This is a genomic window from Novosphingobium sp. (assembly GCF_036803765.1).
GTDB lineage: Bacteria > Pseudomonadota > Alphaproteobacteria > Sphingomonadales > Sphingomonadaceae > Novosphingobium.
Map to the genome: position 1 here is coordinate 14,264 of NZ_DAIRTS010000028.1, position 25,457 is coordinate 39,720.

General features: G+C 69.5%; 23 protein-coding genes. 13 read left to right on the forward strand and 10 right to left on the reverse strand.

Annotated features, from left to right (window positions below):
* Nucleotides 1-356: 356 nt before the first annotated feature.
* The 3 genes from V7Q48_RS15630 to hflK all read right to left on the reverse strand — a co-directional run bounded on the left by V7Q48_RS15630 (nt 357) and on the right by hflK (nt 4,136).
* Nucleotides 357-1,904 carry a Do family serine endopeptidase gene (locus tag V7Q48_RS15630; RefSeq protein ID WP_442947152.1) on the reverse strand — a complete coding sequence of 516 codons (1,548 nt, stop codon included), beginning with the start codon at nt 1,902-1,904 and terminating at the stop codon, nt 357-359.
* A 118-nt stretch (nt 1,905-2,022) separates the two neighbouring features.
* On the reverse strand, nt 2,023-2,865 hold the full coding sequence (gene hflC, locus V7Q48_RS15635; protein WP_333839443.1) for a protease modulator HflC: 843 nt from the start codon (nt 2,863-2,865) through the stop codon (nt 2,023-2,025).
* Nucleotides 2,865-4,136, reverse strand: coding sequence for a protease modulator HflK (gene hflK / locus V7Q48_RS15640; RefSeq protein ID WP_333839445.1), 1,272 nt, complete (start codon nt 4,134-4,136; stop codon nt 2,865-2,867). Before hflK ends, hflC begins: the two co-directional genes overlap by 1 nt.
* Before the next feature lie 202 nt (nt 4,137-4,338).
* Between hflK and V7Q48_RS15645 the strand changes: the two genes are divergently transcribed.
* From V7Q48_RS15645 to dnaA, 6 genes are all read left to right on the forward strand, one after another.
* The gene (locus tag V7Q48_RS15645; RefSeq protein WP_442947154.1) at nt 4,339-5,316 is read left to right on the forward strand and encodes an Mrp/NBP35 family ATP-binding protein; all 978 of its coding nucleotides are present in this window, start codon (nt 4,339-4,341) and stop codon (nt 5,314-5,316) included.
* A 7-nt stretch (nt 5,317-5,323) separates the two neighbouring features.
* Entirely contained in the window at nt 5,324-7,663 is a 2,340-nt protein-coding gene (locus tag V7Q48_RS15650) for a molybdopterin cofactor-binding domain-containing protein (protein WP_333839447.1), read from the forward strand.
* Nucleotides 7,663-8,715 (forward strand): ferrochelatase, encoded by a 1,053-nt coding sequence (gene hemH, locus V7Q48_RS15655; RefSeq protein ID WP_333839449.1) that lies wholly within the window; start codon nt 7,663-7,665, stop codon nt 8,713-8,715. Before V7Q48_RS15650 ends, hemH begins: the two co-directional genes overlap by 1 nt.
* Nucleotides 8,716-8,845: 130 nt before the next feature.
* Nucleotides 8,846-10,003 carry a cytochrome P450 gene (locus tag V7Q48_RS15660; protein ID WP_333839451.1) on the forward strand — a complete coding sequence of 386 codons (1,158 nt, stop codon included), beginning with the start codon at nt 8,846-8,848 and terminating at the stop codon, nt 10,001-10,003.
* Nucleotides 10,004-10,186: 183 nt separating this feature from the next.
* Entirely contained in the window at nt 10,187-10,447 is a 261-nt protein-coding gene (gene rpsT, locus V7Q48_RS15665; protein ID WP_333839453.1) for a 30S ribosomal protein S20, read from the forward strand.
* 644 nt (nt 10,448-11,091) lie between these two features.
* On the forward strand, nt 11,092-12,558 hold the full coding sequence (gene dnaA, locus V7Q48_RS15670) for a chromosomal replication initiator protein DnaA (protein WP_333839455.1): 1,467 nt from the start codon (nt 11,092-11,094) through the stop codon (nt 12,556-12,558).
* A 145-nt stretch (nt 12,559-12,703) separates the two neighbouring features.
* Here dnaA and V7Q48_RS15675 read toward each other — a convergent pair whose 3' ends face one another.
* Entirely contained in the window at nt 12,704-12,859 is a 156-nt protein-coding gene (locus V7Q48_RS15675) for a hypothetical protein (protein ID WP_333839457.1), read from the reverse strand.
* Nucleotides 12,860-12,923: 64 nt separating this feature from the next.
* On the opposite strand from V7Q48_RS15675, the gene V7Q48_RS15680 reads away from it, so the two are divergent.
* Nucleotides 12,924-13,736, forward strand: a complete 813-nt coding sequence (locus V7Q48_RS15680) for a HesA/MoeB/ThiF family protein (protein WP_333839459.1) — start codon at nt 12,924-12,926, stop codon at nt 13,734-13,736.
* Here the strand turns inward: V7Q48_RS15680 and V7Q48_RS15685 are convergent.
* A complete protein-coding gene (locus V7Q48_RS15685) occupies nt 13,720-14,442 on the reverse strand; it encodes an NAD-dependent deacylase (protein ID WP_333839461.1) in 723 nt (240 codons plus the stop codon). The genes V7Q48_RS15680 and V7Q48_RS15685 overlap by 17 nt on opposite strands.
* Before the next feature lie 142 nt (nt 14,443-14,584).
* Between V7Q48_RS15685 and V7Q48_RS15690 the strand changes: the two genes are divergently transcribed.
* The 4 genes from V7Q48_RS15690 to V7Q48_RS15705 all read left to right on the forward strand — a co-directional run bounded on the left by V7Q48_RS15690 (nt 14,585) and on the right by V7Q48_RS15705 (nt 18,667).
* Nucleotides 14,585-16,654 carry a phosphocholine-specific phospholipase C gene (locus V7Q48_RS15690; protein ID WP_333839463.1) on the forward strand — a complete coding sequence of 690 codons (2,070 nt, stop codon included), beginning with the start codon at nt 14,585-14,587 and terminating at the stop codon, nt 16,652-16,654.
* Between the two features lie 83 nt (nt 16,655-16,737).
* Complete coding sequence (gene dapB, locus V7Q48_RS15695; RefSeq protein ID WP_333839465.1) at nt 16,738-17,472, forward strand: 4-hydroxy-tetrahydrodipicolinate reductase; 735 nt, start codon at nt 16,738-16,740, stop codon at nt 17,470-17,472.
* 5 nt (nt 17,473-17,477) lie between these two features.
* On the forward strand, nt 17,478-18,227 hold the full coding sequence (gene nth, locus V7Q48_RS15700) for an endonuclease III (RefSeq protein WP_333839467.1): 750 nt from the start codon (nt 17,478-17,480) through the stop codon (nt 18,225-18,227).
* Nucleotides 18,224-18,667, forward strand: a complete 444-nt coding sequence (locus V7Q48_RS15705) for a hypothetical protein (protein WP_333839469.1) — start codon at nt 18,224-18,226, stop codon at nt 18,665-18,667. Before nth ends, V7Q48_RS15705 begins: the two co-directional genes overlap by 4 nt.
* A 179-nt stretch (nt 18,668-18,846) precedes the next feature.
* On the opposite strand, the gene V7Q48_RS15710 is transcribed toward V7Q48_RS15705, so the two are convergent.
* The gene (locus V7Q48_RS15710; protein ID WP_333839470.1) at nt 18,847-20,157 is read right to left on the reverse strand and encodes a dicarboxylate/amino acid:cation symporter; all 1,311 of its coding nucleotides are present in this window, start codon (nt 20,155-20,157) and stop codon (nt 18,847-18,849) included.
* A 362-nt stretch (nt 20,158-20,519) separates the two neighbouring features.
* Between V7Q48_RS15710 and V7Q48_RS15715 the strand changes: the two genes are divergently transcribed.
* Nucleotides 20,520-21,311, forward strand: coding sequence for an exodeoxyribonuclease III (locus tag V7Q48_RS15715; protein WP_333839472.1), 792 nt, complete (start codon nt 20,520-20,522; stop codon nt 21,309-21,311).
* Nucleotides 21,308-22,384 carry a GTP cyclohydrolase II gene (gene ribA / locus V7Q48_RS15720; protein WP_333839474.1) on the forward strand — a complete coding sequence of 359 codons (1,077 nt, stop codon included), beginning with the start codon at nt 21,308-21,310 and terminating at the stop codon, nt 22,382-22,384. The genes V7Q48_RS15715 and ribA overlap by 4 nt, the downstream gene beginning before the upstream one ends.
* Nucleotides 22,385-22,421: 37 nt before the next feature.
* Here ribA and V7Q48_RS15725 read toward each other — a convergent pair whose 3' ends face one another.
* The 4 genes from V7Q48_RS15725 to V7Q48_RS15740 all read right to left on the reverse strand — a co-directional run.
* Nucleotides 22,422-23,540, reverse strand: coding sequence for a choice-of-anchor A family protein (locus V7Q48_RS15725; RefSeq protein ID WP_333839476.1), 1,119 nt, complete (start codon nt 23,538-23,540; stop codon nt 22,422-22,424).
* 156 nt (nt 23,541-23,696) lie between these two features.
* On the reverse strand, nt 23,697-24,140 hold the full coding sequence (locus V7Q48_RS15730) for a TIGR01244 family sulfur transferase (RefSeq protein ID WP_333839478.1): 444 nt from the start codon (nt 24,138-24,140) through the stop codon (nt 23,697-23,699).
* Nucleotides 24,141-24,192: 52 nt separating this feature from the next.
* Entirely contained in the window at nt 24,193-25,002 is an 810-nt protein-coding gene (locus tag V7Q48_RS15735) for a TerC family protein (protein ID WP_333839480.1), read from the reverse strand.
* A 267-nt stretch (nt 25,003-25,269) separates the two neighbouring features.
* Nucleotides 25,270-25,457, reverse strand: a 188-nt coding sequence (locus V7Q48_RS15740) for a hypothetical protein (protein ID WP_333839482.1), incomplete at its 5' end; no start/stop codon positions are given.

Here is a 25,457-nt window from a genome sequence, read left to right on the forward strand (position 1 = left end):
AGGGGGACCGCCCGCGCAGCGGGTGGTGGAGGGGTTTAACGTCGCTTTGGCCTTCAACCCCTCCGTCAGCCGCTGACGCGTCTGCCACCTCCCCATCGGGGATGGGGAGGATCGAGGAATGGTGTTGGCGCTCTCGATCCTCCCTGTGCCGCAGGCATGGGGAGGGGGACCGCCCGCGCAGCGGGTGGTGGAGGGGTTTAACGTCGCTTTGGCCTTCGTCCCCTCCGTCAGCCGCCGACGCGTCTGCCACCTCCCATCGGGGATGGGGAGGATCTGCGAAAAGTTGCCCTTGGATACGAAAAGGTCGGCGTCTCCCTCAGGGAAACGCCGGCCTTTGTGCCGGAATGCCGGGTCGATCAGCGCAGGCGGATCGGCACGTAGATCGGCGGCTGGCCGCGGCGCTGGACGCGCAGCAGCAGGGCTTCCTGGTTGGCAGCCTTGGCCTGGCGCACCGCGGCGTCGAGGTCGGCGACGCTGGTCAGCGCGCGGTAGCCGGCCGACAGGATGATGTCGCCGCGCTGCAGGCCCTTCGAACCGGCGTCCGACGCACTGTCGACACCGGTCACGACCACGCCGCGCGTGTCCTCGGTCACGCCGAGCTGGCGCGCGATCTGCGCGGTCAGCGGGACGGCCGCGATACCCAGCGACTTCTGCAGGGCGGTACCCATCTGCTGCTGCTGCGGGGTGGTGCCGCCGTTCTGGCCGAAGCCGCCGTCGTCCTGCTGGTCGGGATCGAAGCTCTGCTTGGCGAGATCGTCGTCGCTGGGGCGCTTGCCGACCACGGCGTTGACGGTCATGCGCCTGCCGTTGCGAACCAGTTCGATCGGCACGGTCTTGCCCGGCGTGGTGTTGGCGACGATGAACGAGAGCGTCTGCTCGGGCGTCACGTCCTTGCCGTCGACACGCACGACGACGTCACCGGCCTGGATGCCCGCCTTGGCCGCGCCGGCCGAGGGTTCAACCGACTGGATGAACTCGCCGCGGTTCTTGGGGAGGCCGAGCGAGGCGGCAAGGTCGTCCGACATCGCCTGGATGCGAACGCCGAGGTAGCCGCGTTCGATCGCCTGGCCGCTCTTGAGCTTGTCGACGATCGGCGCCGCGATCTCTGCCGGAATGGCGAAGCCGATGCCGACGCTGCCGCCGGTGGGCGAGTAGATCGCGTTGTTGATGCCGATGACGTTGCCCGCCATGTCGAACATCGGGCCGCCCGAGTTGCCGCGGTTGATCGCCGCGTCGGTCTGCAGGTAGCGGTCGTAGGCGCCGCCCTGGCCGGTGTTGCGATAGACGGCCGAGATGATGCCCTGCGTGACCGTGCCGCCGAGGCCGAACGGGTTGCCGATGGCGATGACCCAGTCACCCACGCGCGCCTTGCGCGAGTCCCCGAACTTGACGAACGGGAAGGCCTTGGTGCCGGTAATCTTGAGCACGGCGAGGTCCGACTGCGCGTCCTTGCCGACGAGCTTGGCGGGGTATTCGGTGCCGTCAGGGGTGGTGACCGAGATCGACTCGACCTCGCCCTGGCCATCGGCGGTGATGACGTGGTTGTTCGTCACGATGTAGCCGTCGGCCGAGATGATGAAGCCCGAGCCCAGCGACTGTGCCTCGCGCGTGGTGGTGCCACCGCCGCCGTTGGGGCCGCCGAACAGGTCGCCGAAGGGCGTGCCGGCAAACGGATTGTTGACCTGGACCTTGACCCGCTGGCGGGTGGAGATGTTGACCACGGCGGGCTGGAGCTGCGCGGTGAGATCGGCGAAGCTCGACGGCGCGCCCTGGCGCGGCGTGATCGCCTGGATCTGCGAGCTGTCGTTCTGGGCCACTTGCGCGCCGGCGGGGAACCCCGTCGCCAGCGTGAACGCGCTGCCGGCGAGAAGCAGTGCGGTCGTCACTCCATAAGCATATCGCACGTGCATTTATCCTTTGTTCGGGTGTTGCGGGGGCGCGCAACTGGGGGAAATCGGCGCCCGATCCGGGTGTGTTTTCACGCTTCGTCGCATGAACGGACTTTGAATGGAACGTATCCCGTCATTGCCCCCGGAATTGCTTCAAATAGCGGTTATCGGGCGAAAGGACGATCGCGGTATTGCTGTCCTTTTGCGAGAAGGTGGCGTCGTAACTCTGCATGGCCCGGTAAAAGTCGTAGAATTCCGGGTCCTTGCCGAAACTGGCGGCATAAGTCCTTGCAGCTTCCGCTTCAGCCTCGGCGCGCATGATCTGCGCGGCCTTCTGGCCCTGGGCGCGGATCGTCGCGGCTTCCTGCGCGCGCGCGGTGGCCATGCGGGTGAACGCGGATTCGAGCGGGGTGCCATCGGGCAGGTCGGCGCGCTTGATCCGCACGTCGATCACTTGCGCGCCATATTCGCGCGCCTCGCGGTCCAGCCCCTCGCGTATGCGCGCCATCGCCTGGCCACGCTCGGGGGTGAGCAGCGAGGCGAAGGTGCGCTTGCCCAGTTCCTGGCGCAGCACCGAGTTGAGGATCGGCTGGAGCTGCTCGGCGACCTTGTCGACGGTGCCGGCGGTCCGGTACATCTTGATCGGGTCGATCACGCGGAAGCGGGCATAGGCATCGACCTCGAGCCGGCGCTGGTCGAGCGAGGTGACCTGCTGGCGCTCCATGTCGACGTCGAGCACGCGCTTGTCGATCCGCACCGCCTGTTCAAGGAACGGGATACGCCAGACGAGGCCCGCCCCGGTCTGGCCGAAATCGGCGTTGGGGCGAAAGCGGTTGATGACGCGGTTGGGATCGCCCAGCCGGACGATCACGACCTGCTGAGTCTCGGGCACGACGATCAGGCAACTGGCGATGACCACCAGCAGGATCGCGATGGCCGCGATGGTGCGGCGCTGGGCCATGAGCAGCTGTTCCATCAGTTCTTGCCCCCTTGCGCCGCGGAGCCCCGAACGGTCTGTTCATCGGTCTGCTCGCCAGTCGATGGCGTGTCGGCGCTGCGGCGCGTCTGCAATGCGGGCAGCGGCAGGTAGGGCACCGTGCCCGGCGCCTCGACGATCACCTTGTCGGTCTTGCTCAGCACGCGTTCCATCGTCTCGTAATACATGCGCCGGCGCGTCACGTCGGGGGCGAGCCTGTACTGCTCGTAGACCTTGTCGAAGGCGGCGGCCTCGGCCTGCGCGGCGGCGATCTTCTGCTGGGCCCAGCCTTCGGCGCCGTTGACTGCGCTCTGCGCATCCTGCTGCGCGGCGAGCACGTCCTTGAAGGCGTCGACCACCTTGGCCGGCGGGTCGATCTTCATGATCTCGACCCCCTGCACGGTGACGCCGGCGTGATAGGCATCGAGGATGCGCTGCATGCGGTCACGCACGTTCTGCTCGACCATCGCGCGGCCCGCGCCCATCGCATCGTTGAACGTCACCTCGGCGACGGCGGCGCGCATCGAGGCCTCGGCCACCTCGCGCACGGTCTGGCGCGGTTCGGCCATCTGGTAGGTATAGAGCTTCAGATCCTTGATGTTCCAGCGGACCAGGTACGTCAGGTTGACCAGGTTCTGGTCGCCGGTGAGCATCAGGCGTTCGCCCTCGCCCTCGGGAATGGTCTCGCGCTGGATCGAGGTGACGTCGAGCGTCTGCACTGACTGGATTGGCCAGGGCAGCGTGAACGAGACGCCGGGCTGAAGCGTGCGCGAATAGGAGCCGAAGGTGGTGACTACCCCCTGCTCCTGCGGCGAGAGGCGATGCGTGGTCGAGATGCCGAGCCACAAGAGCGCCACCGCAGCGATGCCGATGGGCCACCACGACTTGCCATCCGGGCGCTTCGGCAGGCGAAACTCGGGCGTGCGGCCGTTCCACAGGGGATTGCCGCCGCCCTTTCCGGGGCCACCGGGGCCGCCGTTCTTGCCACTGCCGGGGCCACCGCTGCCCTTGTTGCCGCCTGCGCCACGGTTGCGGAAGATGTCGTCGAGCCCCTGCGGCCGGCGCGGTTCGCCGGCAGGGGGCAGCCACGGGTTGCGGGGGCCAGTTGTTCCAGAATCGGCCTTGCCAGGGGCGGGTTTTTCACGGTCGGGCTTGGCTGCGGCATCCTCTGCCGCAGGTTCTTCGCCCGAGACCGGGTTTCCGCTTTCGGGTGTGCCCTGGCCGGGAGGGGTGTCGTCCGGGCCGCCCCATGGGCTCTTGCGGTCGCTCATGAGCGAGGGGCCGGGGTGCGCGCGCCGGCGCGGGGGGACAAGCCACGGATTGCGATCATGCAGGTCTTATAGGAAGCATGGACAGCGAAAAACAGGGTCTCGCTCCCAAATTTCGTCTGCTAGGGCGGCGCGTGAACCAAGGGACAGGACACTCGTGACCATCGATGAGACTACCGTTCGTCGCGCCATCGTGCAGGCGCTGGTGCAGGCCGGGACTGAGCAGGGCAGCGGCCCCGGAGCCGGCCCGGACGGGCGACTGCAGGTCTTGCGGATCAGCGGCGATACCGGGACGGCAGTGATCGACGCCAGCGGGCTGGGCGAGGCGGCGCGGACCGCAATCGAGAGCGCCGCGCGCGATGCCGCGCGTGCCGCCGGTCTTGCCGACCTGCGCGTGGCCCTGACCGCCGAGAAGCGCACCCGGCGCATCCTGGCGGTGGGGTCGGGCAAGGGCGGTGTCGGCAAGTCGACGCTGTCGGCCAATCTGGCGGTGGCGATGGCGCGGCAGGGCCGCCGCGTCGGGCTGGTCGATGCCGACATTTATGGCCCGTCGCAGCCGCGCCTGCTCGCCACCGAAGGGCGCAAGCCCGAGGCGCGCGACAAGACGATGATCCCGATCCAGAGCCCGTGGGGCGTGCCGATGCTGTCGATGGGCCACCTGGTGCAGCCGGGGCAGGCTATCGCCTGGCGCGGGCCGATGGCGGGCAGCGCGCTCGGCCAGCTGATCGAGGCCGACTGGGGCGACACCGATATCCTCGTGGTCGACCTGCCGCCGGGCACGGGCGACGTCCAGCTCACCATGCTGCAGAAATACAAGCCGGCGGGCGCGGTGATCGTCTCCACCCCGCAGGACCTGGCGCTGATCGATGCGACCCGCGCGATCGGGCTGTTCGACCAGGGCCGCGTGCCGGTGCTGGGGCTGGTCGAGAACATGGCCGGCTACCTGTGTCCGCATTGCGGCCAGGTCAGCGATCCCTTCGGCCATGGCGGTGCCGAAGTCACCGCGCGCGAACTGGGCCTGCCGTTCCTCGGCCGCGTGCCGCTCGACATCGCGATCCGCCAGAAGAGCGATGCGGGCGAACCACCCGCCGCCGGCGAAGGCCCGCAGGCCCAGGCCTTCGCGGCGATCGCCCGCGCGGTACTGGCCGCGCTCGACGCCGGCCCGGCACCCGCCGGGGCCTGACCCCCGCATGGCGCGGCGGCCACTCCTGCCCGATCGCCTCAAGCCGACGCGGCGCGCGCTGCTGATCGGCGCGGGCGCGGGCGGTGCGCTCGTCGCCGGCTTCGCGCTCGTCCCGCGCCACTATGCGACCCCACTGGTGGCGGCGCGCGGCGAGCATGTGGTCGACAGCTTCCTCAAGCTCGCGCGCGACGGCTCGGTGACGGTCGCGGTGCCGGCCTGCGAGATGGGGCAGGGCGTGACCACGCTGCTGGCGCAGATCGTCGCGGTGGAGCTGGGCGCCGACTGGGGGCGCATCGCGGTCGAGCCCGCGCCGCTCAGCCCCGCGTATGCCGATGCCGTGCTCGCCGCGCACTGGGCGCCTGCGTGGCTGCCGGCCTGGCTGCCCGTCCCGGCCGATGCCGCCGATCAACCCGGCGACGCGCTCGCGCGCCTGCGGGCCGAGCGCGGGCCGATGATGCTGACCGTAGCCGGCACGACGCTGGCGCAGTTCGAGGCCCCGCTGCGCCGCGCCGCCGCGGGCCTGCGCGCCCTGCTGATCGCCGCGGCCGCGCGGCATTGGGGCGTCGCGACCGACGGGCTCGACACCGCCGGCCATGGCGTGGTGCAGGGCAAGCGCCGGCTCGATTTCGCCGCGCTGGTCGAGACCGCGCTCGGGCTGTCACCGCCCGCGGACCCGCCCTTGCGCGCCATGCCGACGCGCGAGACACCGGCGGCGCATCCCGCCGGATCGCGCCCGGCCTATCCCCGCCTCGATCTTCCGGCCAAGCTCGACGGCAGCTTCGTCTTCGCCGCCGACGTGCGCCTGCCGGGCATGGTCCACGCCGCCATCGCGCATGGGCCGCAGGGCGATTGCGTGCTGTCGAGCTGGGACGCCCCGGCGGCGGCGCGCGTGGCCGGGTGCCTCGGCGTGGTCCATGCCCATGGCTGGGTCGCGGCGATCGGCCGGACCTGGCACGCCGCCGACCGCGCGGTCGCCGCGATCGAGCCGCGCTTTCGCCCGCGCCGCGCCGCCGCCACCGATGTCGCCGACAGCAACACCATCGACGCCGCGCTCGACACCGCTTTGCGCAAGGGTACGCCGCACCGCCTCTGGGCCGAAGGTGATCCCGCCGCCCTGCTCGAAAAGCCCAGCCTCACCGCACGCTATGATATAGAGCCGGCGCTCCATGCGCCGCTTGAGCCCCCCACCTGCACCGCGCGGATCGAGCATGGCCAGCTCGAGCTGTGGCTGGCCACGCAGGCGCCCGAGGCTGCCCGACGCGAGGGTGCGCGCGGCGCCGGCATGGCCGAGCGCGACGTGGTGGTTTACCCGCTCCATGCCGGCGGCAGCTTCGATGCCCGGCTCGATGCGCGGATCGCAGGCGAGGCGGCGGCCTTGGCGCGCGCCACGGGCAAGCCGGTGCAGCTGACCTGGTCGCGCTGGCAGGATTCGCTGGCCAGCCTGCCCCGCGCGCCCTTCGCGGCGCGGATGGAGGCGGCGATGAGCCCCGACAAGCAGCAGCTGCTCGGCTGGCGCGGGCGCATCGCCACGCCTGCCACCTTTCGCGAGACCACCGCCCGCGTCCTCGACGGCGAGGGCGCAGCCAGTGCGCGGGAGCGCTGGCAAGCCACCGCCGACCCGCTGGCACTGGTCGGCGCCATGCCCGCTTATGCGATCCCCGAGTGCGCGATCGACCATGTCCCCGTCACGATCCCGCTGGCGACGGCGCGGATGCGCGGGGGGGCTGATGCCGTGACCGCGTTCCTCACCGAAAGCTTCATCGACGAATGCGCGCACTTCGGCGGCGCCGAGCCGCTGTCGTTCCGGATCGCGATGCTGGGCCACGCCCCGCGCCTCGTCGCTTGCCTCCAGGGGGTGGCGCGGCTGGCCATGTGGGGCGGCGGGGCCGATGCCTCGGGGCAGGGCATCGCTTGTCACACGCTGGCGCTGGCCGCCCCCGAAGGCCGCCGCGAGGGGCACATCGCGGTCGTTGCCACCGCCCGCGCGGTCGACGGCGCGATCCGGGTCGAGCGCCTGTCTGCCTGTGTCGACATCGGCCGCATCGTCAACATGGACATCGCGCGCCAGCAGATCGAGGGCGGGCTGGTCTTCGGCATGGGCCTCGCCATCGGTGGCAGCACCGGCTACGCCGCCGGGCGGCCGCTCGCGGGGCATTTCAGCCAGCTCGGCCTGCCGCTGCTGGCCGATTGCCCCAAGGTCGAGGTTGTGTTCCTGGACAGCGGCGCGCAGCCGTTCGATCCCGGCGACCTGGGGGTGGTGGCGGTCGCGCCGGCCATCGCCAACGCCCTGTTCTCGGCCACGGGCCTTCGCCTGCGCCGCCTGCCCCTCCTGTCCGAAGGCACCTGATGACCGCTGCCGCCGCCCCGCATGCCTGCCCCGCGCATCTGCCCGCCGACCATCCCCCCGTCGCAACCGGGCGGATCGGGGTGCTGCTGGTCAACCTCGGCACGCCCGATGCGCCCGACCCGGCCTCGGTGCGGCGCTATCTCGGCGAATTCCTCTCGGACAAGCGCGTGGTCGAGATCCCCGCGTTGCTGTGGCAGCCGATCCTGCGCGGGATCATCCTGCGCACGCGCCCGAAAAAGTCCGCCCATGCCTATGCCCAGGTGTGGAGCGACGAAGGCTCGCCGCTCGCCGCCATTACCGCGCAGCAGGCGCGCGCGCTGCAGGCGCGGCTGGGCGAGGGCGTGGTCGTGCGCCACGCCATGCGCTACCAACAGCCGGCGATGGCCGCCGAACTCGACGCGCTGCTCGCCGCCGGGTGCGAACGCATCCTCGTGGCGCCGCTCTATCCGCATTACTCGGGCGCGACGACGGCCAGCGCGCTCGATGCCGTGGCCGACTGGATCAAGGCGCGCCGCCGCCTGCCCGCGCTGCGCACCCTGCCGCCCTATCACGACGACCCGGTGGCGATCACCGCGCTCCACGACGACCTCTCGGCGCAGATCGCGGCGCTCGCCTTCGTGCCCGAAGTGCTCCTGCTGAGCTATCACGGCATGCCCGAGCGCACGCTGCATCTGGGCGATCCCTATCACTGCCATTGCCGCAAGACCTCGCGCCTCCTGGGCGAGCGCTTTGCCCAGAGCCATCCCGGGCTGCGCCTCGTCACCAGCTTCCAGTCGCGGTTCGGGCGCGCCAAGTGGCTCGAGCCGGCGACCGACGCGACGCTGGTGGCGGAGGCACGCGGCGGCGTGCGGCGGCTGGCGATCGCCGCACCCGGCTTTTCTGCCGATTGCCTCGAGACGCTGGAGGAACTGGCCCTGCGCGGACGCGACGATTTCCTCGCCGCCGGCGGCACCGATTTCGCCGCGCTCTCGTGCCTCAACACCTCGCCGGCCGGCATGGCCATGCTCGAGGCGCTGGTGCGGCGCGAGCTGGCGGGGTGGATCCCCGCCTGAGCCTGAGACTGCAGGGTTAAGAAGTGGCCAGGGGCGGGGCCGGGACGGGGCTTGCCAGCGCCGCGCCGGCCTGTCATCCCTTGTCCCGTGCCAGGATCGGACAACGACACGATCCGGCAGGGGAGAGATGATGGCCACGATGCCGACCAACGCCACGAGTGTGCCCGATGCCGGCACGATCCTGACTGACGTTGCCCTGACAGACGGTGTGCGGGCGGGCACGACGCCGCCCGCCTTTGCGCTGGAGGGCGCCGCACACCCGGCGGAGCCATCCGGTCCGACCTCGCTGTTCGATCCCCTGCGGCTCGATGGCGCCGAAGCCAACCGGCTGGTACTCCACACGCTGGCCGACCAGTTCGGGCCCGCGGGCGCTGCGGCTTGGCCGCATGACGATGCCCTGCCGGTTGGGCGCGATCCGCTGGCCGATCCTGCCCGCGGGCCTGCGATCACCGCCGCACTCGATCGTGCCCTGGCCCAGGCGCTGGCCGCATGGCGCCCCGGCACGATCCGCTTCCAGCCTGCCATTGGCCTGGCCCTGGCGCGCGCGCTCGCCTCGGCGCTGACCGGGCACACGCCGGGGAGCGGCACGACCGAGCGGCTTGCCTCCGCGCTCGCCACGCTCGAGGCCGCGCCGGGGCTGTGGCGCCGCTCGATGCCGCGCGGGCTGCCCTCCTCCTCGTTCGGCGCACGCCGCGCATTGCTGCAGGGGCTGGCGGCGCCCCAGTCCAGTGCGTCCGGTGATGCCGGCGTGCTGCTGGCCGCGCTGCGCCTCTCGGGCGCGACGCTGTCCACGCTGGTCGCCCACCTCGCCGACAACCCCGACTGGCAGGACACCCTGCGCGCCGGTCAGCGCAGCGGCAACGGCGAGGATCTGGTCGACATGGCGATCGACGAGGCGATGCGGCTCATGCCCGGCCTGCCGCCGGTCCTGCGCCAGGCGCGCGCCGCGCAGGTCATCGGCGGCAGGGCCGTACCGGCCGGTGCGATCGTCGCGCTCGATCCCGTGCGCACCCATCGTGATCCCGAGGTCTGGAGCACGCCGGCGCGATTCGATCCCTTGCGCTTCACCCCCGCGCGCGTTGCGCTGCGCGATGGCGGTGCGTGGATCCCGCCGGGTGGCGGTTTGCGCACCGCGCCGGAAAGCGCACTGGCCCGTCTGGCGGTGCGCTTGGCCCTGGGGCATCTGCTGGGCCGCTTCGCCATTGCGCCGGGGTCTATGCCGGCTTGGCGCAGCGAAGGCGTGGCCCGTGCACGCGATGGCTTGCGCCTTGGGCTGCGTTCGGCCTAAGCGCGTGGCGGCGGCGGGCCTTGCAGCGCGTCAGGGTACGAGTTGCCTTGACGATTCGCGGCGGGCCGGTTAAGGGCGCCGCTTTCCGGCGGGCTCGACAGGCTTGTCGAACACGTCGCAGCACCAGGAATTTTCCCGGTCTCCCGCAGGGGCAGGCCGTCAGAGGACAGAAACAGGACAGACATGGCCAACACGCCGCAAGCCCGCAAGCGCATCCGTCGCAACGAACGCCGCGCCGAAATCAACGGCAACCGCCTTTCGCGCATCCGCACCTTCGTCAAGAAGGTCGAAGCGGCCCTCGCCGGCGGCGACAAGGCCGTTGCCGCCGAAGCGCTCAAGGCTGCCCAGCCCGAGCTGGCCCGCGGCGTGGCGCGTGGCGTCGTTCACAAGAACACCGCTGCCCGCAAGCTGTCGCGCCTCAGCAAGCGAGTCGCTGCTCTCTGATTCGGACCTTCGCGCTTCCCCTCAGGGAGGCGCGTCAGGGATCGATACGGCTTTGGCCGGCGTCACAAACGCCGGCCATTTTCGTCTCCGCCATCCGCGACAGTTCGATGACAGAGGCCGCCGCGTTAAGTGGCGGATTCGTCGCGATTCGCGATTCTGGAAATCTGTAAGCCTATGATTTTCAATGACTTTGCCAATTAAGGCGGAGTCATCGCGTCAAGGCTAATTATTTCAGAAATTTTGCGGGTCACGGGCTTGCGCTGTCGGCGCAGTGCCTCATAGACATGGGCTCACGCCGGGTGCCGGCCAACTTGCGTCACGCAGCCGTCTTATCGTGCGGCTGCCGATGCGGGGGCGGTCGATGCCCGGTGTCACGGAACATCGCTCAAAAACGAAGACCTGCGGCGCGCTCATCGCGCACCAGCAGGCGGGGAAGTGTTGTCGGACGCGGGTCACGGCAGGCTTTCACGGCACATCGGGGGCATCGGCGGACCATCGGCGTCACGCTGGAATAGAACGTGGGACAGCGAAACGTGAAAATGGATCAATTCGTGAGTGCAGGAAGCAGCGCGGGTGGCGGTTCCGCCGCGGCCGCGCGCACCGGCACCGCCCGCAAGGGCCGGGAAGGAACGCGTGATGGCGGCATGACCGAGGATCAGGACGCCCTCGACCTCGCGGCCGACTGGGCCGACATCAGCCAGGGCCTCAAGAAGGACCTCGGTCCGCAGCTGCACACCCAGTGGATCAAGCCGATCCAGCTGGGCAGCTTCTGCAAGGAGACCGGCACGCTCGACCTGTTCCTTCCCACCGAATTCTCGGCCAATTGGGTCGCGGACCGCTTCGCCGACCGCCTGTCGCTGGCGTGGAAGATCGCGCGAGCCGAAGTGCGCCAGGTCCGCATCACCGCCCACCCGCGCCGCCGCTCGATGCCCGAGCTGCGCGTCGGCGGTGCCTCGGGTGCAGGTGCCGGCACGGTCATCAACCTCGCCGCCGTGCGCGATGCAGCGGGCAGCGACGCCGCCAGCCGCAGCGCACCGGCCCCTGCCGAGCGCAAGGCCGTGGCGCCTGTCGCCGGGTTCGATCCCGCCGCCTCGGGCATCGACCCCTCGCTGACCTTCAACGACTTCGTGCCGGGCAGCGCCAACGTGCTCGCGCTCAACGCCGCGCAGCGCATGGCCGCGCTCGAGACGCCGCAGTTCGCACCGCTCTACCTCAAGGGCTCGACCGGGCAGGGCAAGACGCACCTGCTGCACGCGATCGCCAATGCCTTCGTCGCCAATCGTCCCGGCGCACGCATCTTCTACTGCTCGGCCGAGCGGTTCATGATCGAATTCGTCCAGGCCATGCGCCAGAACGAGATGATCGAGTTCAAGGCCCGCCTGCGCAGCTTCGACATGCTGCTGGTCGACGACATCCAGTTCATCATCGGCAAGGCGAGCACGCAGGAGGAATTCCTCCACACGATCGACGCGCTGCTGAGCGCCGGCAAGCGCCTCGTCGTGGCCGCCGACCGTGCGCCCCAGGCGCTCGACGGGGTCGAGCAGCGTCTTCTTTCGCGCCTCTCGATGGGGCTCGTCGCCGATATACAGGCCGCCGACATCGAGCTTCGCCGGCAAATTCTCGAACACCGCCTGTCACGCTTTACGAGCTCGCAGGTGCCGCAGGACGTGGTGGAATTCCTCGCCCGTACCATCAACCGCAACGTCCGCGAACTGGTCGGCGGCCTGAACAAGCTGATCGCCTTCGCGCAGCTGACCGGGCAGCAGGTCAGCCTGCAACTGGCCGAAGAGCAGCTGACCGACATCCTGTCGGCCAACCGCCGCCGGATCACGATCGACGAGATCCAGCGCACGGTCTGCCAGTTCTACCGCGTCGACCGCACTGAAATGGCCTCCAAGCGCCGTGCTCGTGCCATCGTCCGGCCGCGCCAGGTGGCGATGTACCTCGCCAAGGTGCTGACGCCGCGCTCCTACCCGGAGATCGGCCGCAAGTTCGGCGGGCGCGATCACTCCACCGTGATTCACGCTGTTCGCCTGATCGAACAGCTGCGCACGCGCGATGCCGACATGGACGGCGACGTGCGCACGCTGCTGCGTCAGCTCGAAGACTGATCCACCGCGTATTCACTGGCAATCCACCCCCGGCACACAGGTTGTGCCGGGGTTATGCACAGCCTTGCGCGGAAGGTATGGATCGCCGCGTTTTCCAGCGACGATCCCCTGCTTATGCCGGGCTTATGCCAGGATTGTGCGCAGGTTATGCGCGGACTTTTCCACAGGCGCTGGCGGTGTCGTGCCAGACGCCGCCTTGCGCGGTGCATTGGTGCTCGGCCCAGCGGCCCTTGCCCCACCAGCCGGCGACGATGCCCAGGAGCAGGGCGAGCACCAGCACGATCCAGATGCGATCCTTCATCGGTGGGTTGTGAACCCGGGCCGTCGGTTTGCAAAGCCCCGGCGCAGGCCCTACCTGACGGGGCATGACGCTCGCCAACCCTGCCGCCGCCCCTTCCATCGCAGTTCCTGCTGACCGGCTCGGCCGTTTTGCCCGCCATATCGTGCTGCCCGAAGTGGGCGGGGCGGGGCAGGCCCGGATCATGGCGGCGCATGTCGTGCTGGTGGGCATGGGCGGCATTGGCGCGCCAGCTCTGCAGTACCTTGCCGGTGCAGGGATCGGGCGGCTGACGCTCATCGACGACGACGTGGTCGACGCCTCGAACCTCCAGCGCCAGACGATCTTCACCGCCGCCGACATCGGCCGCGCCAAGGCCGAGGCGGCAGCCGATTGGGTCGAACGCTTCGATCCCGCGCTGCAGGTGACCGCGCACCGGGCGCGGCTCGATCGCGGCAATGTCGCGGCGCTGATCGCCGGGGCCGACGTGGTGCTCGACGGCTGCGACAACTTCGCCACCCGGCTGGTCGTGTCCGACGCTTGCGTGGCGGCCGGCATTCCACTGACCAGCGCGGCGATCGCGCGATTCCAGGGGCAGGTCGCCAACTTCGCCGGGCATCGTCCGGGTCATTCCTGCTACCGCTGCTTCGTGGGCGATGCGTTCGACGCCGACGACTGCGACAGCTGCGCCGCGCAAGGCGTGCTGGGCGCGATGGTCGGGATGGTCGGCACGTTCGGCGCCATGGCGGCGCTGCGCGTGATCCTCGAAGGCGTGTCGGCGCTCGGCGATCCGCAATGGGGGCAGCTTCATGTCCTCGACGGATTGAAGCCCGCCTTGCGCACCATGCGCATCGCGCCCGACCCGGCCTGCCCGGCCTGCGGCGCTACGACGCAGGGTTGAGCAGCGCGTCGACCCAGGCCGGCACCAGTTCGGTCGCGGGGCCGAGGCGCGTCTCATCGAACCAGCGCCAGCCTTGGCTGCGTTCCAGGTTGAGCTCGAGCGTGGCGGCGCCGATCTCGTCGGCCATGCGCACCAGGCCGGCGGCGGGATAGACCGCGCCCGAGGTGCCGATCGACACGAACAGATCGGCCTGCGCCATCGCCGCGTGGATGTCGTCCATCCGGTAAGGCACTTCGCCGAACCACACGATGTCGGGCCGCAGCGCGCACGTACCGCAGGCGGGGCAGGGTGGGCGATCGATCAGGGGCTCGCGCCAGTGATGCCGGGTATCGCAGGCGGTGCACCAGGCCGAGAGATGCTCGCCATGCATCGCGATCAATGCGCGCGATCCGGCGCGGGCGTGCAGGTCGTCGACGTTCTGCGTGACCAGCGTGACGTTGCCCCCCGGCACGCGCTGCGGCCATTCGCGCTCCAGCCGGGCCAGCGCAAGGTGCGCCGCATTGGGCTGCTTGGTCTGGATCGCGGCGCGGCGCATGTCGTAGAAGCGCAGCACCAGGTCCGGGTCGCGCGCAAAGCCCTCGGGCGTGGCGACGTCTTCGACGCGGTGCTGCTCCCACAGCCCGCCCGCGCTGCGAAACGTGTCGATGCCCGATTCGGCGCTGACGCCCGCGCCGGTGAGGATGACGATGTGACGGGGCAGGCTCATGCCCCGTGCTATGCGCGATTTGGCTCTGCGGGCCAATGGGGCGACGCTACCCTGCGCCCCCAAAGGGCGGGCATTGGTGTCACGCTGTGGTCATCACCGCTTTCTAGCCCGCCGCTACGTCCTCGTCGTGAAAGTGTCATGCATGCCCCGCCTTACCCGCCGCTCCGCCCTCGCTTCCGGCCTTGCTTCCGTCCTCGCCACCGGGCTGGCCGCGGCCCTGCCGGCCTCGATCGCGCGGGCTGCCGGGATCGGCCCGGACGTGCGCACAGGCACGCTGCGCGACGTGGCGCACGTGGTGATCCTGATGCAGGAGAATCGCAGCTTCGATCACTATTTTGGCACGCTACGCGGCGTCCGCGGCTTTGGCGACCGGCTGGCGATCCCAGTGCCCGGGCCCGACGGCACGCCCCGTCCGGTGTGGCAGCAGCATGACGGCGCGGCGCCCGAAGGCAGTCGCACCGTCGGCCCGTTCCATCTCTCGACGCGCGCCGATTTCGACCTCATGCGCGTCGAGGGCACGCCCCATGCCTGGGACAATGCCCACGCGGCGTGGGACGAGGGGCGCATGGCGCGCTGGCCCGAGGCCAAGACCCGCCGCACCATGGCGCATTTCCGGCGCGAGGACCTTCCCTTCCAGTTTGCCCTGGCCGAAGCCTTCACCATCTGTGACGCCTATCACTGCTCGACGCAGACCGGCACCAACACCAACCGGGTCATGCTGTGGACCGGCGGCAATGACCCGGCGGCGCGCGCGGGTGGGCCGGCGATCGGCAATTCGCACGATTCGCTGCCTGCCGACGGGGGCTGGGCGCAGGGCTATGGCTGGACGACCGTGCCCGAACTGCTGAGCGCCGCCGGGGTGACCTGGCAGATCTACCAGGACATGGCCGACAACTTCACCGACAACCCGCTGGTCGGCTTCGATGCCTATCGCGCGGCGGCGGCCGGTACCGGCGATCCGGCGCTGCGCCAGCACGCACTGACCACGCGCACCCCGGCAGACCTGCGCGCCGACGTGCTGGCCGGCACGCTGCCGCAAGTCTCGTGGATCGTTGCCACGGCCGAAGGGTCGGAACACCCCGGTCCATCGAGCCCGGCACAGGGCGCAGACTATACCGCGCAAGTGCTCGACGCGCTCACCGCCAACCCGGCGGTCTGGGCGCGCACCGCGCTGCTCGTGATGTTCGACGAGAACGACGGTTTCTTCGATCACATGCCGCCGCCCGCCCCGCCCTCGCGCCGCGGCGAGACGCTTGCCGGCGGCACGACCGTCGATCTCGACGGCTCGTACCACGTGCATCCCGCGCCGGGGGAGGCGCGGATCGATGCGGCGGCCTATCGCGGCCGGCCCTATGGGCTTGGTCCGCGCGTGCCGCTCTATGTCGTCTCGCCGTGGAGCCGCGGTGGCTGGGTCAACTCACAGGTGTTCGACCACACCTCAGTCATCCGTTTCCTCGAGGCGCGCTTCGGCTTCACCTGTCCCAACATCACCCCGTGGCGCCGCGCGGTCTGCGGCGACCTGACGAGTGCGTTCGATTTCCGCCAGACCGACCGGCGCGCGCTGCCCGCCCTGCCCGCCACGGCGGAGACCGCGCATCGCGCGCGCGCCATCGCGCACCAGCCCGATCCCGCCGCGCCCGCAACGCCGGCACCGCTGTTCCAGGAGCCGGGCCTGCGCCCGGCACGGCCCTTACCCTATCGCCTCGAGGTGACCGAGCGGTGCGAGGGCGAGGATCTGGTGCTGCGCTTCGCGGCCGAGGGGGCGGCGGCGGTCTTCCACGTCCATGATCGCAACCGCCTCGCCGAGGGGCCGCGCCGCTATACCGTGGCGGCCGGGACCAGCCTCGCGGACCGTTTCGCGCCCGACGCGCGCGGCGCCTTCGATGTATGGGTGCTGGGGCCCAATGGCTTCCATCGCCACTTCGTCGGGCCGCTGCCCGCCACCGCGCCGCTCGCTTGGCGCGTCGGCGGCGATGCCCTCACCCTCGATGTCGCGCGCGGCGGCGTGGTGATGGAATGGCTCCTGCCCGGCGGCGGCAGCCGGCGCGAGACCCTGCCCGCTGGCCGGCGGCGCGTGTCGCTGGCCCCGGCGCTCGGATGGTACGATGTCCGGTTCAGCCATCCCGCACTGCCGGGCTGGACGCGCCGGGTCGCCGGCCGCGACGACCTGGCCGGCCGCGCCACCACCAGCGATCCCTTCGTCGAGGCGTGAGGCGTCCTGCCATTTTGGGGTGGCCGACCGCCCTCGGCCCCGCCTAAAGGAGGCCGATCGCAAGCGAAAAGGACCCCCCTCGAATGGCACGCATCGGCATCATCGGCAGCGCGGGGCGCATGGGGCAGGCGCTGGCTGCTGCCATCACCGAGGCGGGCCACGTGGTCTCGGGCGGGATCGACCGCGATGGCGATGCTGCGGCGCTGGCGGGCGACAGCGACGTGCTGGTCGATTTTTCCGCGCCCGAGGCGCTCGAGTTCACGCTCGATTCCGCGATCCATGCCGGCACCCCGATCGTGATCGGCACCACCGGCCTCGCCGAGCGGCACCACTGGCTGATCGACGCCGCAGCGGTCTCGATCCCCGTGCTGCAGACCGGCAATACCTCGCTCGGCGTCACGCTGCTGGCGCACCTGGTGCGCGAGGCGGCCGAGCGGCTGGGCGAGGATTGGGACATCGAGATCGTCGAGACGCATCACCGCATGAAGGTCGATGCCCCCTCGGGCACCGCACTGCTGCTGGGTGAGGCGGCTGCGAAGGGCCGGCGCGTCGACCTGCACGATGCAGCGGTGCGCGGGCGCGATGGCATCACCGGGCGGCGCGAGGCCGGGACGATCGGCTTTGCCGCGCTGCGCGGCGGCAGCGTGGCGGGCGACCATACCGTCCACTTCCTCGCCGATGCCGAGCGGCTGAGCCTGTCGCACATGGCCGAGAACCGCGCGATCTTCGCCAAGGGTGCGATCCGCGCCGCCACCTGGCTCCAGGGCCGGGCGCCGGGACGCTACACGATGCCGCAGGTCCTCGGGCTCGAAGGCTGAGCGCCTTGAAGAAGGACCAGATCTTCGAGTTCTTCCGGCGTCTCGCCGAAGCGAACCCCGCGCCCGAGACCGAGCTGGCCTTCGGCAACACTTACCAGTTGCTCGTCGCCGTGACGATCTCGGCGCAGGCCACCGACGTCGGTGTCAACAAGGCGACCAGGCGCCTGTTCGCGCAAGTCACCACCCCGGCGCAGATGGTCGCGCTGGGCGAGGAGGCCCTGAAGGACCACATCAAGTCGATCGGGCTGTTCAACACCAAGGCGAAGAACGTCATCGCCCTGTCCGAGATGCTCGTGCGCGAACATGGCGGGGAGGTGCCGGCCGATCGCGATGCGCTGACCGCGCTGCCGGGCGTCGGGCGCAAGACCGCCAACGTCGTGCTCAACACCGCGTTCGGGATGGAGACCTTCGCGGTCGACACGCATATCTTCCGCGTCGGCAATCGCACCGGCCTTGCCAAGGGCAAGACCCCCGAGGCGGTCGAAGCGCAGCTCGACAAGAAGGTTCCGGCCCCGTTCCGGCTGGGGGCGCATCACTGGCTGATCCTGCACGGCCGCTATGTTTGCAAGGCGCGCACGCCCGAATGTTGGCGCTGCGCCGTGGTGGACTTGTGTGGCTTCAAGGGTAAGGTATTGGAAAAGGGCGCCAAGCCGGCCACGACTCCCAAGACGCGGGCGACATCACGCAAGGGTGTCGCACGCGCCAAGGGCCAGGCGGGCAAGCCGGCAGCCCGACCGGAAGGAGAGCCGTCATGATCCGTGCCTCGCGTCCCGCCGTCCTTGCCTGCGCACTTATCGCCGGCACGATCACCTCCGGCCTGCTCGCGGGCTGCACGCCCGCCGGCAGCGCGGCGTCCGGTCCCCGCACTGCGGGCCTCGACGGCCATTCGCCCAAGACACCGGCGGCAACGCCCGCCGGGCCAGCGCGCAACTGCATCCCGATCGCGCAGATCAGCGAAAGCCGCGTGCGCGACGACTGGACGATCGATTTCCGCCTCGGCCGGCAATGGTACCGCAATACCCTCCCGCTGCGCTGCAACAGCCTCGGGTTCGAGCGGACCTTCGGTTACGCGACCTCGCAATCGCAGCTGTGCAACGTCGACATCATCACCGTGCTGCAGACCGGCGGCGGCGGGGCCGGCCCGCGCGGCTCGTGCGGCCTCGGGCAGTTCCAGCCGGTGACACTGGCGAAGTAGCAGGACGGCCTGCCAGCCACTCCGTCACCCCGGGCGCAGACTCGGGGTCCCGCTTGTTCGTCGTGTGGACGCCAGCGTCGCTTGCCCCGTGCAAAGCGGGACCCCGGGTCTTCGCCCGGGGTGACGGGATGTATTACTGATAGTTCGGAGAGGTCGGCGGCCGCATCAGCCGCCGATGCTTACGCGCTTTCGTCGAGGTGAAGCCCGCGGCGGCCGTGCTCGGGCGTGTCGTGCGGCGGCACCGGCTCGGGCGCGTCGGGGTCCATCGGCACCTGCAGCATGCCTTCCCAGCGGGTGATGACCGAGGTGGCGATGGCGTTGCCCACCACGTTGGTGGCGGTGCGGCCCATGTCGAGGAAGGTGTCGACGCCCAGCAACAGCGCGATGCCCTCGACCGGGAGGCCGAATTGCGTGAGCGTCGCCGCGATCACCACGAGGCTGGCGCGCGGAACGCCGGCGATACCCTTCGAGGTGACCATCAGCGTCAGCAGCATGGCGATCTGCTGCCCGATCGAGAGATGGATGTTGTAGGCCTGCGCGATGAACATCGTCGCGAAGCTGGTGTACATCATCGAGCCGTCGAGGTTGAACGAGTAGCCCAGCGGCAGCACGAAGCCCGAGATGCGGCGCGGCACGCCGAAGCGGTCGAGCTGCTCGAACAGGCGCGGCAGCGCGCTTTCCGAGCTGGCGGTGGAGAAGGCCAGCAGGATCGGCTCGCGGATGTAGCGCGCCAGCATGATGATGCGCTTGCCCAGGAACAGGGCGCCCATCCCGAACAGCAGGCCCCACAGGACCAGCAGCGCGAAATAGAATTCCGAGACGAACACGCCGTAGGTGACGATGATGCCGAGGCCCTTGGTCGCGACCACTGCGGCCAGCGCGCCGAACACGGCAAAGGGCGCGGCCTTCATCACGTAGTCGGTCATGGTCAGCATCAGGCTGGCCAAAGCCTCGCTGGCGCGCACCAGCGGCGCCCCCTTCTCGCCCAGTGCCGAAAGCGCAAGCCCCGCGAACAGCGAGAACACGAGGATCTGCAGCACGTTGTTCTGCGCCATCGCGTCGAGCAGGCTGGTCGGCACGATCTGCAACACAAAATGGTGCACGGTAAAGTCAGCGGTATCGAGATCGCCGACCTTGGTGGCGGCATCGAAGCGCAGGCCCGCACCGGGGCGGAACAGGTTGACCAGCAGCAGGCCAAGGCTGATCGAGATCAGGCTGGCGGTGATGAACCAGCCCAGCGCGCGCCCGCCGATGCGCCCCAGCGCCTTGCTGTCGCCCATGCCGGCGATGCCCGAAACCAGCGTGGCGAGGATCAGCGGCGCGATGATCATCTTGATCAGCCGCAGGAACACGTCGGGCAGCAGCTTGAGCGTTTCCGCGGTGGTCGCCAGCGTCGTGCTGCCGGCCGGCAGGGCACGGTTCAGCGCATAGCCGGTGGCGATGCCCAGGATCATGGCGATGACGATGTACAGCGTAAGGCGCCGGGCCAAGTGATGCTCCCTCGAAGTGACTGGCGACGGCTCTACCCGCCCAGCGCCCATCGGTACAGCCTTGCCGCCCCGGAGTGCGATCCTTAGGCGGCGTGGACGAATTCCACAGCGCCACGGCTGGAGGCAAAAACCGCCAGTTTAAGGAGGTGAGGAAGCGCAATATCGGGAATATTGCGCGACGAGCCGACGCGGAAATGGCGGTTTTTGGTCCAGCCCCGAAGGGGTTGCCTTGTAAAAGGCCCTGGCAGCGTTGCTCGTCCTTGAAGGAGGCCCACTCCTTCTGCGTCCTCGCGCCTCACCAGGGCCTTTTACAAGGCAACCGTGGCGTTGTGGAATTCGTCCACGCCGCCTAAAGCACCGGCATGGTTTCGATCGCCACCTGGAACATCAATTCCGTCCGCTTGCGCGCCGATCAGGTGACGCGTTTCCTCCAGCAGGAAGCGCCCGACGTGCTGTGCCTGCAGGAGATCAAGGTGGCCGAGCACCTCTTCCCGCACGAGGTGTTCGAGGAGCTGGGCTATACCCACCGCGCGATCCATGGGCAGAAGGGCTATCACGGCGTCGCCACGGTCAGCCGCATCCCCTTCCGCGACTTCAGCCGTCACGACTGGCAGGACAACGGCGAGGCACGCCACATCGGCGTCGAATTGCTCGGGCCGGGCCAGGGCATGATCCTCGAGAACGTCTACATCCCCGCCGGCGGCGATGTCGCCGACCGCGAGGTCAATCCCAAGTTCGGGCAGAAGCTCGACTTTCTCGAGCGGATGACCCGCTGGGCCGAGGCGATCGACCGCCCGACGCTGATCGTCGGCGACTTCAACATCGCGCCGCTGCCCGAGGACGTCTACGATCACAAGGCGCTGCTCAAGGTCGTCAGCCATACCCCGCTCGAAGTCGACACGTTGCAGCGCTTCGCCGATGCGCATGGCTGGGTCGACCTCGGGCGCAAGCACCTGCCCGCGCCCGAGCGCAACTATTCCTGGTGGTCCTATCGCTCGTACTGGCGGCAGAAGGACCAGGGTCGGCGGCTCGACCATATGTGGGCCTCGCCCGAGCTGGCCGCGCAGTCGACCGGGCATCGCTTCGTCGAGGAAACGCGGCGCTGGGACCAGCCGTCCGACCACATCCCGCTGATTTCCGAGTTCGACCTGTGACGACGCCGGCGGCCGCCACGCGCCGCGTGTCGCGCGCGCTCGATGCCTTGCGCCACGGCTGGGCGATCCGGGTGACTGACGAGGGCGGCGGCTACGACCTGTTGCCGGCCGAGACCGCCTTCACTCAGCCCGGCGTCTATGCCGCGCAGATGCTGGTTTCGGCGGCGCGCGCGGCCACGCTCAAGCTCGCCAACCAGCGCGAGGCAGCGGTGCCCGAGGCGCCGGTGCTGATCCATGGCGCCGATCCGTTCAGCCTGTCGCGCGCGCGCGATCTGGCCGACCCGGCGCGCGATCTCGCCAGCCCGATGAGCGGCCCCTATCGCGCCGACCCGATCGAGGCGGTCGAGGCGGCGCGCGCGGCGATGGAACTGGCGCGCCTTGCCGGCATCCTGCCCGCGTTCCTCGTCGCGAGCGGCGTCGAAGTGGCCGAGAGCGTCTCGGCGCAGGATTTGGCGGCGTTCAAGGACCCGCTCAACCTCACGGTCCAGGCACGGGCGCGCCTTCCGGTCGAGGCGTGCGAGGAGGCCGAGATCATCGCCTTCCGCGCGCGCGATGACCTGCGCGAGCATGTCGCCCTGGTCATCGGCCAGCAGGACAACGCCGTGGCGCCGCTCGTGCGCCTGCACAGCGAGTGCCTGACTGGCGACATCCTCGGCAGTCTCAAGTGCGATTGCGGCCCGCAACTCCAGGCCGCGCTGGCGCGCATGGCCGAGGAAACCGGGACCGGCGGCTGGGGCGTGCTGCTCTATCTGCGGCAGGAAGGGCGCGGGATCGGCCTCATCAACAAGCTGCGCGCCTACCAGTTGCAGGACCAGGGGTTCGACACGGTCGACGCCAACGAGCGGCTGGGCCTGCCCAGCGAGGCACGCGACTTTCCCGTCGCCGCGCGTATGCTCGACCTGATCGGGGCACGGCAGATCCGGCTGATGACCAACAACCCGGCCAAGGTTGCCGCGTTGCAGGAACTGGGGATCGACGTGGTCGAGCGGGTCGCGCACCAGCTGCCGCCCAACCCGCACAATGTCCGCTACCTCGCCACCAAGCGCGACCGCACCGGCCACATCCTGACCTGATCGCGCGGCCCGCGCGCCGGTCAGGCTTTGACTGTCCTCAGGCTTGGGCAGGCCGGCGCTTGCGGCCAAGCATCAGGCCGCCAAGGCCGATCGCGAGCAGCAGCAGCATGCCGGGTTCGGGCACTGCGGTGCCGCCGCTGCTGCCTGAGCTGCCGCCCGATGTGCTGCCACCCGAACTCGACGGCGGAACCGCAGGATCGGTCGGAACCGTATAGCCGCCGGCATAGGTGCCGATGTGCATCTCGCCGTCCTGCGTCAGGCTGCCGAACACCGCCGAACCCTGGATATAGTTGTAGGTGTGCGCCGCTGCCTTGGGCGCCAGCACCGATCCGCCCCACGCGGTCGTCAGCGTCAGGTCGGTCGCGTCGGGGAAGTTCCAGATGACCTTCTGCCCGAGATTGGCCGTGCCACCGAGGAAGTTGTCGTTCAGCACAACGTTGGGGCCGGAGACATTGACGATGACGGTATCGGCGCCGTTGGTGTTGAACTGGATCTCGCCGATCGCGTTGAGGTTCGCGGCGGTGATGTTGAACACGGCCACGCCGTTCGCGTCGGGCTGGGCGGTGAAGGTGCCGCGATTGCCGCTGATCGCGATCGTGCTGTTGGGCGCCTGCTGCGACAGCTGATACGACAGCTCGTTCATGCTGGTCTTCATCAGGCTGCCGTCCTGCTGAAGATTGGCGACGAACGACGGGTTGGTGGTGCCCAGGTTCGACTGCACCGTGTTCGAATTGACGTTGGTGTTGCTGATCGTGCCGCCGACCTGCACCGTCTGCGGCGACCCGTTAAGGTTGAACCCGCTCGCCACGCTGCCGCCAACCACCGCGCCAGCGCCGTTGTTGAGGTTCTTGATCCCGCCGGTGACGTCGCCGACCACGACCAGCCCTGCGCCGGTATAGCTCGACGCCGGCAGCGCCGCGATCTGGTAGTTCGACGAATTGCCGGTGAGGTTGCCGCCCACGAAGGTGCGCCCTTCGACTTCCGACGACGAAGTCAGGTCCCCCAGGACGACGAGGTTGTAGACCTTGAGCGCGTCGATCCCCACCGGCGTCGATGCGGCGAGCGCATGGCAGGGCAGGGCCAGCGCCGCGGCCAGCGCGATCATGCGACCCATCGGCCGGGCCCGGACGGAGGCGATACGAGAGAGTGCGGTCATGGGGGCTGCTTCCGGTTGTGTCGGGCGCCATGGGACGCGCGCGCGTGAGATGCGGCCGCCTTGGCGGGTTCCGTTACGCGACGCAACGGCTCCGGTCGAACCGTGCCTTGTTGGGACAGGGCGCCGCGCCAGAGTTAACGCGCGCGCCCCGCGGCATCAGCTCCCGGCGCGTGCGCTGAGGATGTCGACTTGCGCGCGAATCGGCGAGACGTCGTAGCCGGCCTGCGCGGCCTTGGCGGCGATTTCGTAGGGGTTCGCCCCGGCCGAGGCCTGGGCCAGCGCCCAGAGCAGCGTCGAGCGGGTGCCCGAGCGGCAATAGGCCAGCACCGGGCCTTCGCCGGCCTGGGTCAGCGCCTGCTGCAGTGCCGTCACTTGCGGCATCGAGAACCCGGCATGGGTGACCGGGATCGCGAGATAGGCGATGCCCGCCGCCTCGGCCGCAGCGGCGATCGCGTCGCCGGGCGTCTGGTCGTCCGATTCGCCTTCGGGGCGGTTGTTGACGATCAGCGTCACGCCCAGCGCCTTGGCCTCGGCGACGTCGTCCACCGTGATCTGCGGGCTGGCGAGGAAGCGCGGGTCGATCTGGCGGAACTGGGACATGGGTAAACCTTTCGGGCCGGTGCGCCGGCGCTCGGTGCCGGGCGTTCGGTGTTTAAGCCTTGGCAGCCGCCTCGCGGCGGCGCCGGCTGACGATGTTGAGCAACTCGACGAAGATCGAGAAGCCCATCGCGGCATAGATATAGCCCTTGGGGATGTGCACGCCAAATCCGTCGGCAAGCAGGACCAGTCCGATCATCACCAGGAAGGCCAGCGCGAGCATCACCAGCGTCGGGTTGCGCTCGATGAAGCGGGCGAGCGGATCGGCCGCGATCATCATCAGCGACACGGTCGTGATGACCGCCGCGATCATGATCGGCACCTGGTCGGTCATGCCGACCGCGGTGAGAATCGAATCGATCGAGAACACGAGGTCGAGCGCGATGATCTGTGCGATCGTCGCACCGAAGTTGGCGGCCACGACCTGGCTCGCCGACGTGCCCTTGGCGGTTCCGGAATGACCGCCGGCCTCGTCGCCCGCCGGATCGATAGTGTGGTGGATCTCGCGAGTCGCCTTCCACAGCAGGAACAGGCCGCCCGCCACGAGAATGAGATCCCGGCCCGAGAACGCGGTTTCGAAGCTGGGTTCGCCATGGGGGCCGGGGGCGCCCGACAGACCCAGATCGAACAGCGGCGCCTGGAGCGTCACGATCCAGCCGATCAGCGAGAGCAGCGCGAGCCGCAAGACGAGCGCCAGCGCCAGGCCGATGCGGCGGGCGCGGGTTTGCTGGTGCGCGGGCAGCTTGTTCGACAGGATGGCGATGAACACCAGATTGTCGATTCCCAGCACGATCTCGAGGAGAACCAGGGTCACGAAGGCCGCCCAGGCCTGTGGGTCGGAGACGAGCGCGATGATGTGGTCCATGTCCGCGCTTCTGCCGGATCGTTCATGTGCGGGCAAGGCGCGATCAGCGAAGAAACGCGGCCTATTTGTCACAAATTATGGCTACATCGCGCGTCGGGCAATGAATTGCGCGATTTCGGTCGATTCCGTTCGCGCATCGGCTTTTTCTCCGTTATAGTCTTTCGCGCAATGGAGAGGGCCGGCCCAACAACCCGGCGTGTTCCTTGTAGCGTTTCTGGTCTCCGCGTCCGGCCAGGGGCGACAGGAAATTTGGGCGGATTGTAAGGTTTATCGGGTTTTATGGGTTTTGACAGAGGGCGGCGTGGTCGCGGACGCGACAAGCGCGACGGTTTCGGCGACGACGGTTTCGATCCTTACGGCGGCGGCGGTGGTGGCGGCGGCTTCGGCGGCGGCTTCGATCGTGGTGGCTTCGGCGGCGGTGACCGCGGCGGTTTCGGAGGTGGTCGTAGCGGCGG